Source organism: Enterobacter sp. PI-10, assembly GCF_027947695.1.
In the GTDB taxonomy this organism is placed as follows: Bacteria; Pseudomonadota; Gammaproteobacteria; order Enterobacterales; family Enterobacteriaceae; genus Enterobacter; species Enterobacter vonholyi.
Window position 1 is genome coordinate 24538 of the sequence record NZ_JAJNOG010000002.1, and the last position, 13719, is coordinate 38256.

At 60.1% G+C, this 13719-nt stretch carries 14 protein-coding genes; 6 read left to right on the top strand and 8 right to left on the bottom strand.

Going from position 1 to position 13719, the window contains the following annotated elements:
• The first annotated feature begins 57 nt into the window (after positions 1-57).
• The 3 genes from LRM19_RS04605 (at position 58) to LRM19_RS04615 (ending at position 3681) form a co-directional block, all read left to right on the top strand.
• Complete coding sequence (locus LRM19_RS04605; protein ID WP_143344991.1) at positions 58-609, top strand: NAD(P)H nitroreductase; 552 nt, start codon at positions 58-60, stop codon at positions 607-609.
• Positions 610-725: 116 nt separating this feature from the next.
• The gene (gene selD / locus LRM19_RS04610; protein WP_008500702.1) at positions 726-1769 is read left to right on the top strand and encodes a selenide, water dikinase SelD; all 1044 of its coding nucleotides are present in this window, start codon (positions 726-728) and stop codon (positions 1767-1769) included.
• 4 nt (positions 1770-1773) lie between these two features.
• Positions 1774-3681 (top strand): DNA topoisomerase III, encoded by a 1908-nt coding sequence (locus tag LRM19_RS04615; RefSeq protein WP_271367697.1) that lies wholly within the window; start codon positions 1774-1776, stop codon positions 3679-3681.
• 25 nt (positions 3682-3706) lie between these two features.
• Here LRM19_RS04615 and gdhA read toward each other — a convergent pair whose 3' ends face one another.
• The gene (gene gdhA / locus LRM19_RS04620) at positions 3707-5050 is read right to left on the bottom strand and encodes an NADP-specific glutamate dehydrogenase (RefSeq protein ID WP_271367698.1); all 1344 of its coding nucleotides are present in this window, start codon (positions 5048-5050) and stop codon (positions 3707-3709) included.
• Positions 5051-5279: 229 nt separating this feature from the next.
• Between gdhA and LRM19_RS04625 the strand changes: the two genes are divergently transcribed.
• Entirely contained in the window at positions 5280-5558 is a 279-nt protein-coding gene (locus LRM19_RS04625) for a DUF1496 domain-containing protein (RefSeq protein ID WP_115874800.1), read from the top strand.
• On the opposite strand, the gene LRM19_RS04630 is transcribed toward LRM19_RS04625, so the two are convergent.
• Complete coding sequence (locus LRM19_RS04630; protein ID WP_271367699.1) at positions 5518-5934, bottom strand: pyrimidine (deoxy)nucleoside triphosphate diphosphatase; 417 nt, start codon at positions 5932-5934, stop codon at positions 5518-5520. The genes LRM19_RS04625 and LRM19_RS04630 overlap by 41 nt on opposite strands.
• Positions 5935-6009: 75 nt before the next feature.
• Between LRM19_RS04630 and LRM19_RS04635 the strand changes: the two genes are divergently transcribed.
• The gene (locus LRM19_RS04635) at positions 6010-6579 is read left to right on the top strand and encodes a carboxymuconolactone decarboxylase family protein (protein ID WP_149366700.1); all 570 of its coding nucleotides are present in this window, start codon (positions 6010-6012) and stop codon (positions 6577-6579) included.
• A complete protein-coding gene (locus LRM19_RS04640; protein ID WP_111965589.1) occupies positions 6572-7189 on the top strand; it encodes a CDP-alcohol phosphatidyltransferase family protein in 618 nt (205 codons plus the stop codon). The genes LRM19_RS04635 and LRM19_RS04640 overlap by 8 nt, the downstream gene beginning before the upstream one ends.
• Here the strand turns inward: LRM19_RS04640 and LRM19_RS04645 are convergent.
• From LRM19_RS04645 to xthA, 6 genes are all read right to left on the bottom strand, one after another.
• A complete protein-coding gene (locus tag LRM19_RS04645) occupies positions 7186-8493 on the bottom strand; it encodes a rhodanese-like domain-containing protein (protein ID WP_271367700.1) in 1308 nt (435 codons plus the stop codon). The genes LRM19_RS04640 and LRM19_RS04645 overlap by 4 nt on opposite strands.
• Positions 8494-8566: 73 nt before the next feature.
• A complete protein-coding gene (locus LRM19_RS04650) occupies positions 8567-9187 on the bottom strand; it encodes an ATP-binding cassette domain-containing protein (protein WP_271367701.1) in 621 nt (206 codons plus the stop codon).
• The gene (locus LRM19_RS04655; RefSeq protein ID WP_127730454.1) at positions 9187-10716 is read right to left on the bottom strand and encodes a thiamine ABC transporter permease; all 1530 of its coding nucleotides are present in this window, start codon (positions 10714-10716) and stop codon (positions 9187-9189) included. The genes LRM19_RS04650 and LRM19_RS04655 overlap by 1 nt, the downstream gene beginning before the upstream one ends.
• Entirely contained in the window at positions 10689-11849 is a 1161-nt protein-coding gene (locus LRM19_RS04660; protein WP_442876248.1) for an ABC transporter substrate-binding protein, read from the bottom strand. The genes LRM19_RS04655 and LRM19_RS04660 overlap by 28 nt, the downstream gene beginning before the upstream one ends.
• A 15-nt stretch (positions 11850-11864) precedes the next feature.
• Positions 11865-12548 (bottom strand): TVP38/TMEM64 family protein, encoded by a 684-nt coding sequence (locus tag LRM19_RS04665; protein ID WP_271367702.1) that lies wholly within the window; start codon positions 12546-12548, stop codon positions 11865-11867.
• A 6-nt stretch (positions 12549-12554) separates the two neighbouring features.
• Positions 12555-13361 carry an exodeoxyribonuclease III gene (gene xthA, locus LRM19_RS04670; RefSeq protein ID WP_111965595.1) on the bottom strand — a complete coding sequence of 269 codons (807 nt, stop codon included), beginning with the start codon at positions 13359-13361 and terminating at the stop codon, positions 12555-12557.
• Positions 13362-13719 lie beyond the last annotated feature (358 nt).

A 13719-nucleotide genomic window follows, 5' to 3' on the forward strand; every position in this document is an offset into this window, starting at 1 on the left:
AACAAAATCTGCCGTCGTGTTAATTTTGTGAGTAAATTTCAAGAAAGGAGTTAACCAATGGACGCACTCGAACTGCTTGTTAACCGCCGTAGCGCTTCCCGTCTGGCCGAACCTGCCCCGGCAGGCGAGCAGCTGGAGAACATTCTGCGTGCCGGCATGCGTGCCCCCGATCATGGCACACTGCAGCCGTGGCACTTCTTTGTAATTGAAGGCGAAGGCCGCGATCGTTTCAGCCAGCTGCTGGAGCAGGGTGCGGTGGCCGCCGGGCAGGATGAGAAGGGCATCGACAAGGCGCGCAATGCCCCGTTCCGTGCACCGATGATTATTGCTGTCGTGGCGAAATGCCAGGCCGACCATAAGGTGCCGGTCTGGGAGCAGGAAATGTCCGCGGGCTGTGCGGTAATGGCGATGCAAATGGCCGCCGTCGCGCAGGGCTTCAATGGCATCTGGCGCACCGGGCCGCTGACGGAGAGCGCAGCCGTACGGGAAGGATTCTCCTGTGGCGAGCATGACAAAATTGTCGGCTTCCTCTATCTCGGTACTCCGCAGCTTAAAGCCTCCAGCACCATCAGCGTGCCGGACACCACGCCTTTCGTCAGCCGTTTCTGATAACGCGCGCTAAACTGTCTGGATTCTGAGCATCTGCCGCAGAATTCAGACAGTCATACTTACCTCTTTATGGAATGAGCGCTACCATAGCGCGATTGAGATGACAGGAGACGTCCATGAGCGAGCAAACCATTCGTTTAACGCAGTACAGCCACGGAGCCGGTTGCGGTTGTAAAATTTCCCCGAAAGTGCTGGAGACCATCCTGCACAGCGAACAGGCGAAGTTTGTCGACCCGAACCTGCTTGTCGGCAACGAAACGCGTGACGATGCAGCGGTTTATGACTTAGGTAACGGCACCAGCATTATCAGCACCACCGACTTCTTTATGCCGATTGTCGACAACCCGTTCGACTTCGGACGCATTGCGGCCACCAACGCCATCAGCGATATCTTCGCAATGGGCGGTAAGCCGATTATGGCGATCGCCATTCTGGGCTGGCCGATCAACACCATCCCGCCGGAAGTGGCCCGTGAAGTGATTGATGGCGGCCGTTTCGCCTGCCAGCAGGCGGGAATTGCGCTGGCCGGCGGTCACTCTATTGATGCGCCGGAGCCTATCTTCGGCCTGGCCGTTACCGGCGTGGTGCCGACCGAACGCGTGAAGCGCAACAGCACCGCGCAGGCGGGCTGCAAGCTGTTTCTCACCAAGCCGCTGGGCATTGGCGTGCTGACCACCGCCGAGAAAAAATCCCTGCTGAAACCGGAGCACAAAGGGCTGGCAACCGAAGTCATGTGCCAGATGAACCTCGCCGGTGCGGCGTTTGCCAATATCGACGGCGTGAAGGCGATGACCGACGTGACCGGTTTTGGTCTGCTGGGACACCTCTCCGAGGTGTGTCAGGGCGCGGGCGTGCAGGCGCAGGTCTGGTATCAGGACGTGCCGAAGCTGCCGGGCGTGGAAGAGTATATTGCTCAGGGCGCGGTTCCGGGCGGTACCCAGCGTAACTTCGCCAGCTACGGTCACCTGATGGGCGAAATGCCTGAGGAGTGGCGCAACCTGCTGTGCGATCCGCAAACCTCCGGCGGCCTGCTGCTGGCGGTGACGCCGGAATCCGAAGCCGAGGTTCAGGCCACGGCCGCTGAGTTCGGCATTACCCTGACGGCGATCGGCGAGCTGGTGACCGCGCGCGGTGGTCGACCGATGATTGAGATCCGTTAATTCGATGCGGTTGTTTATTGCCGAAAAGCCGAGCCTGGCCCGTGCCATCGCCGACGTGCTGCCTAAGCCGCATCGCAAAGGCGACGGCTTTATCGAATGCGGTAACGGGCAGGTGGTCACATGGTGTATTGGTCACCTGCTTGAGCAGGCGCAGCCGGATGTCTATGACAGCCGCTACGCCCGCTGGAATTTGAACGATCTGCCCATCGTGCCTGAAAAATGGCGCCTGCAGCCCCGACCTTCGGTGACCAAACAGCTCAACGTGATCAAGCGCTTCCTGCATGAAGCCGATGAAATCGTGCACGCGGGTGACCCGGACAGGGAAGGACAGCTGCTGGTGGATGAGGTGCTGGACTATCTGGAGCTCGCGCCGGAAAAGCGTCAGCAGGTGCAGCGCTGCCTGATCAACGACCTCAACCCGCAGGCGGTGGAGCGTGCGATCTCGCGCCTGCGCGCCAACAGCGAATTTATCCCGCTGTGCGTCTCGGCATTAGCCCGCGCCCGCGCCGACTGGCTGTACGGCATCAATATGACCCGCGCCTACACCATTCTTGGGCGCAACGCGGGCTATCAGGGCGTGCTCTCCGTGGGGCGCGTGCAGACGCCGGTGCTGGGGCTGGTCGTGCGTCGCGATGAAGAGATTGAAAACTTCGTCGCCAAAGATTTCTTTGAGGTCAAAGCGCATATCGTTACGCCTGAAGACGAGCGTTTTACCGCCGTATGGCAGCCGAGCGATGCCTGCGAATCGTATCAGGATGAAGAGGGGCGTCTGCTGCACCGTCCGCTGGCGGAGCACGTGGTTAACCGCATTACCGGACAGCCCGCTATCGTCACCAGCTATAACGATAAACGGGAATCAGAACCCGCGCCTCTGCCGTTCTCGCTGTCGGCCCTGCAGATTGAGGCCGCGAAGCGCTTTGGCCTCAGCGCGCAGAACGTGCTGGATATCTGCCAGAAGCTCTATGAAACCCACAAGCTGATCACCTATCCGCGTTCGGACAGCCGCTATCTGCCGGAAGAGCACTTTGCCGGACGTCATTCGGTGATGAATGCCATCAGCGTGCACGCGCCGGATCTGCTCCCGCAGCCGGCGGTGAATCCGGATACCCATAACCGCTGCTGGGACGATAAAAAAGTCGATGCCCACCACGCGATTATCCCGACGGCGCGCGCCAGCAGCGTCAACCTGACGGATAACGAAGCGAAGGTCTACAACCTGATCGCTCGTCAGTACCTGATGCAGTTCTGCCCGGACGCGGTGTTCCGCAAATGCGTGATCGAGCTGGAAATCGCAAAAGGGAAGTTTATCGCCAAAGCCCGTTTCCTCGCGGAAGCAGGCTGGCGCACGCTGCTCGGCAACAAAGAGCGTGACGAGGAGAACGACGGCACGCCGCTGCCCGTCGTCTCTAAAGACGATGAGCTGCTGTGCGAGAAAGGGGAAGTGGTGGAACGCCAGACCCAGCCGCCGCGCCATTTTACCGATGCGACGCTGCTGTCGGCGATGACCGGGATCGCCCGGTTCGTGCAGGATAAAGATCTGAAGAAGATCCTGCGCGCCACCGACGGTCTGGGTACGGAAGCAACCCGCGCGGGGATCATCGAGCTGCTCTTTAAGCGCGGTTTTCTTGAGAAGAAGGGGCGCTATATCCATTCGACCGAGCCGGGACGCGCGCTGATTCATTCCCTGCCGGAGCTGGCCGCCAGGCCGGACATGACCGCGCACTGGGAATCGGTGCTGACGCAGATCAGCGAGAAGCAGTGTCGCTACCAGGACTTTATGCAGCCGCTGGTCGGGACGCTTTACCAGCTGATCGATCAGGCGCGCAGCACGCCGGTGAAAACGTTCAGAGGGATGGTTGCACCCGGTGGTGGCGCGAAGAAACCGTTTAAAAAGAAAAAGAGCGCGGCCTGATACACCCGGCCGCACGCTATAAACCTTAAATCACACCCTGCCCAATCATCGCATCCGCTACCTTCACGAATCCGGCGATATTCGCCCCGCGCACGTAGTTGGTTTGCGATGCCTCGCCGCCGTACTCCACGCAGGCATGGTGAATATCCAGCATGATGTGATGCAGGCGGGCATCCACTTTTTCCGCCTTCCAGCCGAGACGCGCGGCGTTTTGCGCCATCTCCAGGCCGGACGTCGCCACGCCGCCCGCGTTAGCGGCCTTGCCCGGTGCAAACAGTACGCCCGCTTCCAGGAACAGATCCGTCGCTTCGATTGTGGTCGGCATGTTCGCCCCTTCGGCTACCGCCTTCACGCCATTGCTAATCAGCGTGCGCGCGGCTTCAGCATCCAGCTCGTTCTGCGTGGCGCACGGCAGGGCGATATCCACCGGCACGCCCCACGGCTGTTTCCCTTCAAGATACGTCAGGCCAAACTCCCGGGCATAATCTGCAAGACGGCCATCGCGGCTGGCTTTGATTTCACACAGGCGCGCCAGCTTCTCTGCCGTGAAACCCGCTTCATCCACCACCGTTCCGCTGGAATCAGAGGCGGTTACCACGCGAGCGCCAAACTGCATCGCTTTCTCAATCGCGTACTGCGCCACGTTACCGGAGCCGGACACCGCGACGCGCATGCCTTCAAAGCCTAAACCGTGGCGCTTGAGCATGGCCTCGGTGAAGTAAACCAGGCCGTACCCGGTCGCTTCCGGGCGGATCAGGCTCCCACCAAACGACAGCCCCTTACCGGTAAAGACGCAGGCGCTGTTGTTGGAGAGCTTTTTCATCATCCCGGCCATAAAGCCCACTTCACGTCCGCCGACGCCGATATCACCGGCAGGCACGTCGGTATCAGGACCAAGATGGCGATAGAGTTCGGTCATCAGCGCCTGGCAGAAACGCATGATTTCACCTTCGCTTTTGCCTTTCGGGTCGAAATCGCTGCCGCCTTTCCCGCCGCCCATGGGCAGCGTGGTGAGGGCGTTTTTAAAGGTCTGCTCGAAGCCGAGGAATTTAAGAATCGACAGGTTCACGGACGGATGGAAACGCATGCCGCCCTTAAACGGGCCGATGGCCGAGTTGAACTGTACGCGCCACGCGCGGTTAACCTGCACCTGATTGCGATCGTCAACCCACGTCACGCGGAACTGGATCACGCGCTCTGGCTCGACCAGGCGTTCGAGCAAAGACATCTGGCGATAGCGCGGGTTTTGTTCAAGGAAGGGCCACAGGGTGGTCATCACTTCACGCACGGCCTGCGCGAACTCGCTTTGGTGCGGGTCGCGCTGCTGAACGTGGGCAAGGAAACTTTCCAGAGAGCGTGTCTGATCCATAGATATAAGAACCTCTTATAATAATGTTTGTATATGACTTATGCGATTTGTGTTGTTTTTTTGACTATACCACCCGTACTGCTTTGTCTGGCAAGCAGAAATTTAGGGCGAAAGGGAAATTAATGAGAGCGCGGGCGTCATAACCAAAAGCGATGACGAGATAAATTAAAGGTTCCGCGCGGGTTTACCGTTATAGTCATTATCAAGGGAACAACAGGAAGATGTGTCTATGAAACGTTATCTATTAACCGCGTTATGTCTGATCTTCACCGCTGGCGCGCAGGCTGACCGCATTCGTCCGGACGTGGAAGTGAATGTGCCGCCGGAAGTGTTTAGCTCCAGCGGCCAGAATCAAACGGTGCAGCCCTGTAATCAGTGCTGCATCTATCAGAATCAGAACTACTCGGAAGGCGCCGTGGTGAAAGCGGACGGCATTCTGCTGCAGTGCCAGCGCGACGAGCGCGCCATCAGCACGAACCCGCTGGTCTGGCGTCGCGTAAAACAATAAACGCTTCCAGCAGGGGAATATCCGCGCGGGCTAAGGCGTAGCCGAACGCCTCTTCCGGCGTACACCACGCCAGCGCGCTGTGGTAGTGCGCCGTGAGCGCACCGCTAAACGCAGGAACGTGCCAGGCGTGCAGGTTGATTAACCGCTGCGAGACTACACGCTGGTGGCTTGCCACGTATTGAGCGGGCAGCGCTTCAATACCCAACTCTTCACGCAGCTCGCGGATAAGCGCCTCGGGCTGGGTTTCACCCGCCTCGACTTTGCCGCCTGCAAATTCCCACATGCCCGGCTGGTCGGCGTGGGCAGGGCGCTGTGCCAGTAAAATTTTGTCGTCTTTTTCGATGATGGCGGCAACGACATCGAGTGTTTTCAGCATGGTCGTCAATAATTGATTGCGAAAAAAGACATATTATCGTGCCCTTTCTCAGAGTCCAGCTATCAGGAGAATCAGGTGAAAGAGACTACCGCTTGGGTTGCCCCTATCGAATCCCTTCCCGCCAGCCTTAAACCGATTGCCGTCATGCAGAAAAGGCATTTTGGCGCGGTGCTGAATCCCACGCGCTGGTGGGGGCGCATGCCGCGTCTGTTCTGGCTGGTGGCGCTGTTCGTCGGTTTTCTGGAGCGTCGTCGCGCGCGCCTGACGCCCGTTCTTCGTTCGCTGCTCATGACGCGGGTATCCCAGCTCTGCCACTGTGCTTTCTGTATTGATGCCAACAGTCTGCGGCTGGCCGAGCGCAGCGGGGCGCTGGATAAGGTGCAGGCCGTGAGCGACTGGCAGGGTTCCGCCTTGTTCACGGAGCAGGAGCGCGCGGCGCTGGCCTACGCCGAGGCGGTGACCGCCACGCCGCCCCGGGCGGATGAGGCCATCAGAGCGGCGCTGAAGCGCCACTTTACGGATGACGCCATCACCGAGATGACGGCGCTTATTGCCTTTCAGAATCTCTCTGCCCGCTTTAACGCCGCGCTGGACATCCCGGCGCAGGGGCTGTGCGCCACATTTAACGAGACGCCTCATGCTTGATCGCCATCTTCACCCGCGGATAAAACCCGCTCTGAATCGTATGGTCTCCGTGCTGGACCGACCGGGCATTACGCCCGACGGATTGACCCTGACAGGGTTTGCCATCGGCGTGCTGGCGCTGCCGTTTCTGGCCCTCGGCTGGTATCCGGCGGCGCTGGTCGCCATCGTGCTTAACCGCCTGCTGGATGGTCTGGACGGGGCGCTGGCGCGCCGCAGAGGGCTGAGCGATGCGGGGGGATTTCTCGATATCGCGCTCGATTTTCTTTTCTACGCCCTGGTGCCGTTTGGCTTTGCGCTCGCTGCTCCGGCAGAGAATGCGCTGGCGGCCGCATGGCTGCTGTTTGCGTTTATCGGGACCGGCAGCAGTTTTCTGGCGTTTGCGGCGCTGGCCGCAAAGCACGACATCGACAACCCCGGCTATGCGCACAAGTCGTTTTATTACATCGGTGGGTTAACAGAAGGGACGGAGACCATCGCGCTGTTCGTGCTGTGCTGCCTCTTCCCGGCACACTTTACGCTGTTCGCGTGGGTATTCGGCGCGCTGTGCTGGCTGACCACCACAACGCGCGTCTGGAGCGGCTATGTGACGCTGAAGTCACTCAACCCTTAGAGAGCGCTCTCTGGCCCACGCTCTCCGCTGGTGACCGGGTTCTGCGGGTGACTGCTCCATTCGTACCAGCCGCCGTCATAGACGGCGACATTCTTCCAGCCCATCGCCCGGGCGTACATAAAGGTTTCGGACGCCCGCCAGCCGGTGCCGCAGTAAAACGCGACGTGCTGTTCCGGCAGAATATTCCAGCGCTTCCACTGGGCGGCGATATCGTCCGCGCTGCGCATGGTGCCATCCGGGTTATGGAAATCCTCCATGTGGGTCGCATCGCTGCCCGCGTGGCCCCAGCGGGCACCGGCAATTTCACCTTTTGGCTTGATGTAGCTGTAGCCGCTGGTTTCGCCGATGAACTCCGGCCACGAGCGAATGCTGACCAGGGAGGCATCCTGACGGTGCAGCATGCCGCGCGCCTGTTCCATATCCACCATCAGCTGCGGCTGGCCGGGGATCGGCGCGCCAAAATCGGGGGCGGGTTTGACGGGGCCGGGCACACCGCCCTGTACCAGCAGTCCCGAATCAGACCATGCCTTCCAGCCGCCGTCCAGAAGACGGACATCTTTCACGCCGGCGTAGAGCATTATCTGGCCCACACGGGCGGCGGCGTAAACGTCGCGACCATACAGAATAACGGTAGTATCATGGCGGATCCCGTGTTTCTCCAGCATCGCTTTCAGCTTGTCGTCAGAGACTTTATTCCACAGCGGTTCGCTTTCAACCTCGTTAGTATCGATGTAGCCCGCCCCGGGAATATGGCCGAGCAGATAAAATTTAGGCGCCCCCCAGCCGGCTTCTATAATCTTCCAGTCGGCTGATGGTGCCGCGGTGATACGTTCCCCTTGTTGCAGGCGATGGATCCACTCCGGGTAAACCAGCTGTTCAAAGTGCGGCAGACGCTGAAGACGGCCGGGGGTCTGCAGAGCATCGCTGAGCAGCGAAACGTGGCGATATCCTGCTTTCTCCAGACGGGCTTTCACCGCCTGGTTATCCCTATCGTCACCGTACAGAGCGATGGCCGTCGTAGGGGTCAACTGATGCTGTTTTGCCCAAAGCGCAAGCTGCTCGTCGCTCATGCTGTCAAGCCAGGCGGCAGCCAGGTTGATTGCGGCGGGTTCATGCCCGGAAGGCGCGCGAAAAGTCTGTGGCCAGCCGTTATAGAAGGCGCTGGGCCGGGTATCGACAGGCGTGCCGTGCTGCGCCTGAAGCTGAGACAGCGTCATCGCGTTGGGCATATCAGCCGCCAGAGAGGAAAAGGACGCGAGGCCGCAGAGCAGAGCCAGCGCGGTCAGTTGAGAAACACGTTTCATCGAATAACCTGACGTCAATAAAAGAGGGGGGCATTGTCGTCTCTCCCGAAACGGAAAACATTGCGTTAGCACATTATTGCCAGCGAGAAATCTCAATCAGCTTGCCGCCGGGTGGAATATCGTCCTCATCGTGCGTGACCAGCACCACCGGGATATTGCGCGAGCGGACGGCGTCAAAAACCCATTCCCGAAACGAGGCCCGCAACGCTTTATCGAGGCGGCTGAACGGTTCATCCAGCAGCAGCGCCTGCGGCTCCGCGAGCAGGGCGCGCAGCAGGCTCACCCGGGCGCGCTCCCCGCCGGAAAGGGTGGCCGGGTCGCTGGCGTAATGACCGCTCAGCCCCGCGGAATTCAGAGCCTGCTCGACCGCTTCCCGACGCGCGCGTCCGGTGATGCGCTCGGGCAGCGCCAGCAGCAAATTCTGCCCGACGCTGAACTGTTCGAACAGCAGCGCGTCCTGAAAGAGAATACCCAGCCCGCGGGATTCCACGGGGAGACCGTCGCAGCGACGCGCGTCCAGCCACAGTTCGCCCCGCGCCTGGAAATCGTCTGACAGCGCGCCGACCATCCAGGCAAAAAGGGTCGATTTGCCGCTGCCGGACGGCCCCATCAGGGTGACGATCTCCCCGCGGGGCACGCAAAAACTAACCTCGCGGAAAAGCGGTTCGATGGTGAGATTGTTTACCTTCAGCATTAACGTAATCCTTGTCGGTAGCGGCCAACGAGCTGGGATAGCAGGGCAGCAAGACCAAACACCGTGCCCGTGACCAGCAGTAGTCCCAGCGCCCGGTTAGCGAGGATCGGGATGCTGCCCCCGCTGCTGAGCGCGACGGTTTCGGTGGTAAGGGTGGCGAACCGCCCCGCGCCCAGCCACAGCGTCGGCATGTATTGCGCCATGCTGACGGAAAAACCGGTAGCAAAGGCCAGCAGCGCAGGGCGCACCAGCAGGGGACATTTCAGCAGCAAGAAGATTTTTGCCCGTCGCCAGCCGAGCGTTCTGGCGGTAAGGATAAGCCGGGGATCGATCCGCCGCCAGGCGGGCTGCAGCACCAGCAGCATCCACGGCAACACCCAGAGCAGATGGCTCCAGAGCACGGCGGCGTAGTGCCCGTCGACGCCCAGGTGAAGCGCAATCGCGTACTGGCCGGTGACGAGCGGGAGGGCCGGAAGGGCGAGCGGTAGCCACACCCACAGTGCGCCGCGCTGCGGCCCCCATTCCAGCCAGAGCAAGCCGACGACCAGGGCGATCAGGCCTGAAAGCAGACCGAAGGAAAGGCTGCTTCCCACCGGGCCAACGTCATTCCTTTGCGCCAGCATCAACAGCACCACGGCGCACAGCACGCCGCACGCGGGGAGGAACCCGCTCAGTGCTCGCTCAGGCAGGATGCGCTGAGACCGGGGACGCGTCCCCGCGACTTCCGGAATTGTGCGACGCCATGCCTTCCAGAGGCCGTACCCGAGGGCGGCAAGCGCGGACAGCAGCAGAAGGAGAAGCAGGCACAGCAGCGTCCCTTTTGCCTGCTGATGCGCGTCGCCCTGGCTCAGCCACTGCCAGGCCAGCACGGCCAGGGTAGGCGGGTTGCCGGGCCCGAGAACGATCGCCACATCCACGACCGAGAGCGACCATGCCAGCACCGCCAGCATCACTGCGCCGAGGACTGGCGCGATGGCCGGGAGAATCAGCCAGCTGAGCGTCTGAAAACGCCCGTAGCCAAAGGTTTGCAGGGCGATCTTCTGCTGCGCGAGCCGCTTCTCCGGCAGCACGGCGTAAATCGCCCACAGCACAAACGCGCTCTCTTTGACCGCGAGCGTCAGGCCCAGCCCGGCGCCGTATCGGTCAAACGGCGGCGAACAGACGGTGCAGATCTGATAAAACAGACCGCCCTCGGCAAAAAGCAGTAATGCGCCGGTGGCGAACGCCACATGGGGGATCGCCAGTAGCCATGGCAGGCGGGTAGTGAGACGGCGCCAGCGCTTACCGGGCCATAAAAGGCTGACGAGGAAAAGGGCAATCAGCAACGCCCCCAGCGTGGCGATGAGCGTTGAGACCAGCGTGGCGACGGTCGCCTGCGGGAGTTGCGGATCGTTCACCAGCCGCTGCCAGTTTGTCAACGAAAACGCCGGTGCCAACAGCATGGCGCCTGCGGGCAGGAGCGGTAGATAAATTACCGCCATCGCCAGCCAGACTAGCCCGCTCAGCGGGTGCCGTAACGACGCAGCCATTCCTGCTCCAGCGCGTTCACCCAGTCGGACTGCGGCTCTGCAAGCACCTTCGGCAACCCCTGAGGCGTATGGGCCAGCAGCTGTTTGGCTTCACCTTCGGGCAGCGTTTTGGCATCCAGCACGCTCGGATCGCCCCAGATGGCCGGGTCAGCCTTGCGGATCTGCGCCTGCGGTGACAGCAGGAAATTAGCGACCACTTTTGCACCCGCGCTGGCGCCGGCATTGGCCGGAATCGCTACAAAATGGACGTTACCGAGCATCCCACTCTGGAAACCAAAGCTGTAGCTGTCGGCAGGCAGTTCGCCGCTCGCTATTTTTTGCTGACCATGGGCCGGGTTAAAGGTCAGCGACAGGTTCAGACTGCCGCTGGCAAGCAGGGCATCCATCCGTGCAGGGGAAGGGGGGAAATCTTTTCCTTCGCGCCACAGCAGCGGGTGGAGTTTGTCCAGATAATCCCAGAGCGGTGCCGTCACCTCGGCAAAGGTGCTATCGGGGGCCTTTTGCAGCGCGTCCGGGTGAGCGGTCAGCATCAGCAGCAGCTGCTCAAGAAATGCCGTGCCGGTAAAATCGGGCGGGCGCGGATAGCTGATCTTGCCGGGGTGCTGCTGCGCGTAAGCCAGCAGCGCCTGAGGATCCACAGGCGGCGTCGGCATGCTGGCCTTGCGGGCGATAAAGGTCAGCTGCGCGCCGCCCCATGGCGACTCCGCCCCGTCGGTTGGGACGGCAAAATCTTCCGTGACCGGTTTGCGGGTATCAACATAGCGCCAGTTTGGCAGCGTCTGCGCCCATCCGGTTTGCAGCAGGTTCGCCTCTTTCAGCGTGCGGAAGTTTTCGCCGTTAATCCACAGCAGGTCAACCGAGCCGTTGGTCTTACGCCCCGCGGCGGCTTCGGTCTGAATACGTTTTACGGCGTCGGCAGCATCCGCCAGCGGGACGATTTTTAGGGTAATGGCATAGTGCGTTTGCATCTCGCCGCTGACCCATTCCAGATAGCGGTTGACCGCCGGATCGCCGCCCCAGGCGTTAAACCAGACGGTCTGGCCTTTAGCCTGTTGCTGAATGGCCTGCCAGCCGTCGGCGGCAAATAGGGGGGCTGCCAGCAGCAGACCGGTCAGAAACGTGCAAAAACGCACACGGCGCATAATGCCTCACTTTTTAGCAGACGGGAGAAAACGGGAAAACAGCCAGCGGGTGACCAGCGGTAATAACCCCAGTAGTGTAAAGGCGAATACCATGCCAGGCGACAAAATATCGCGCAGCGAGGTCACTTTCCCCAGCTCGCGCCCGGCGTTCAGAAAGATAATCGTGGCGGGCAGCATGGCTGTCTGGCTGACCCACCAGTAGCGGCAGACGCCAATGCGGGTCAGCCCCATAAGCAAATTCACCAGGAAAAACGGTAACAGCGGCATCATGCGCAGGGCAAAAAGATAGCCCGCTCCGTCGCGCGCCATGCCAGCGTTTACCGTTTTCATCTGCTGAGCAAACCGCTGCTGAACCCAGTCGCGCAGCAGATAACGGCTTGCGAGCATCGCAAGCGTCGCCCCGAGGGTGGAGGCAAACGAGACCAGCACGGTGCCTTCCCACAGGCTAAACAACGCCCCGCCCAGCAGGGTAAGGATCGCCGCGCCGGGAATCGAGAGGGCGGAGACCGCCACATAGATCGCAAAAAAGGTCAGCGCGCTGCGCAGCGGCGCGTGGTCAACATGGGAGAGGAGTGCCTGCTGGTGGGTTTTAATCCCTTCCAGGGAGAGGGTTCCCGGGGAAAGCATGACAAACGTCAGAATAAATGCGCCCAGAAGGGCGCACAGGAAGAGTGTTTTTCGAATGTTCACGCGTCATTACAGCTTGAATTTAGCCCACACCGGCGCGTGGTCAGACGGTTTTTCCATGCTGCGGATGTCGTAGTCGATCCCGGTTTCGATGCAGCGCTCTGCCAGCGGCGAACTGGCCAGCAGCAGGTCGATACGCAGGCCGCGGTTGTCGTCAAAGCCTTTTGAGCGGTAGTCAAACCAGGAGAAGCGATCCTGCGTTTCCGGGTTGGCGTTGCGGAACGTGTCCACCAGGCCCCAGCCCAGCAGGCGCTCCATCCACTCACGCTCTTCCGGCAGGAAGGAGCATTTGCCGGTACGCAGCCAGCGTTTGCGGTTCTCTTCGCCAATACCGATATCCAGATCCGTCGGGCTAATATTCATATCGCCCATGATCAGCACCGGATTCTCTTTTTTGAGTTCGGTGGTCAGGTAGTCCTGCAGATCCTGATAAAACTTGGCTTTAGCCGGGAATTTTGTTTCATGGTCACGGCTCTCACCCTGCGGGAAATAGCCGTTAATGACCGTGATATTTCCGAGCGCGGAAGGGACTTCCGCCATGATGATGCGGCGCTGCGCTTCTTCACCGTCGCCGGGGAAGCCGCGACGCACGGAAACCGGCGGCGCTTTGGTCAGCAGCGCGACGCCATAGTGACCTTTCTGGCCGTGATAAAAGACGTTGTAGCCGAGTTTCGCCACCTCTTCGAGGGGGAACATGTCGTCGTGAACCTTTGTCTCCTGCAGGCCGATCACATCTGGCTGATGTTGCTCAACGATAGCTTCAAGCTGATGAGGGCGGGCACGCAGGCCGTTGATATTAAAAGAGACAAATTTCATAGTCGCTGCCAGTGCAAGGTGAATAGTGCAAGGATGGTAGCAGAATTTGCGTCAACTGTTACCGGCTTCGGCCAATAACTGCAACAGATAATGCCGGTGGTGCAATATTTGCACCATTCTGACGCGCCTCGCCCTCAAACAGGGCGTAAATGACCGATAAATTTCGCGAGCGATCACAATTCCAGAATTATATTTGGCCTGTGCATACTCTTTCTGATTTTCATGCGGCAAAGCGCCGCTTGTCGTAAAAATATTCACTTTTTATGCACTAACAGTGAATAAATCCATGTCGTAACTTGTTGATATTCTGTTACCTCAACCCGTTTATGCAATTTTATCGCTGGCTGGCACGAAGGCT

Excerpts from the sequence above, each read along its gene's own strand:
- LRM19_RS04625 (WP_115874800.1), top strand. The coding sequence starts at position 5,280 with ATGAAACGTTATCTATTAACCGCGTTATGTCTGATCTTCACCGCTGGC.
- LRM19_RS04630 (WP_271367699.1), bottom strand. The coding sequence starts at position 5,934 with ATGCTGAAAACACTCGATGTCGTTGCCGCCATCATCGAAAAAGACGAC.
- gdhA (WP_271367698.1), bottom strand. The coding sequence starts at position 5,050 with ATGGATCAGACACGCTCTCTGGAAAGTTTCCTTGCCCACGTTCAGCAG.
- LRM19_RS04615 (WP_271367697.1), top strand. The coding sequence starts at position 1,774 with ATGCGGTTGTTTATTGCCGAAAAGCCGAGCCTGGCCCGTGCCATCGCC.
- LRM19_RS04645 (WP_271367700.1), bottom strand. The coding sequence starts at position 8,493 with ATGAAACGTGTTTCTCAACTGACCGCGCTGGCTCTGCTCTGCGGCCTC.
- LRM19_RS04650 (WP_271367701.1), bottom strand. The coding sequence starts at position 9,187 with ATGCTGAAGGTAAACAATCTCACCATCGAACCGCTTTTCCGCGAGGTT.
- xthA (WP_111965595.1), bottom strand. The coding sequence starts at position 13,361 with ATGAAATTTGTCTCTTTTAATATCAACGGCCTGCGTGCCCGCCCTCAT.
- selD (WP_008500702.1), top strand. The coding sequence starts at position 726 with ATGAGCGAGCAAACCATTCGTTTAACGCAGTACAGCCACGGAGCCGGT.
- LRM19_RS04605 (WP_143344991.1), top strand. The coding sequence starts at position 58 with ATGGACGCACTCGAACTGCTTGTTAACCGCCGTAGCGCTTCCCGTCTG.
- LRM19_RS04640 (WP_111965589.1), top strand. The coding sequence starts at position 6,572 with ATGCTTGATCGCCATCTTCACCCGCGGATAAAACCCGCTCTGAATCGT.
- LRM19_RS04655 (WP_127730454.1), bottom strand. The coding sequence starts at position 10,716 with ATGGCTGCGTCGTTACGGCACCCGCTGAGCGGGCTAGTCTGGCTGGCG.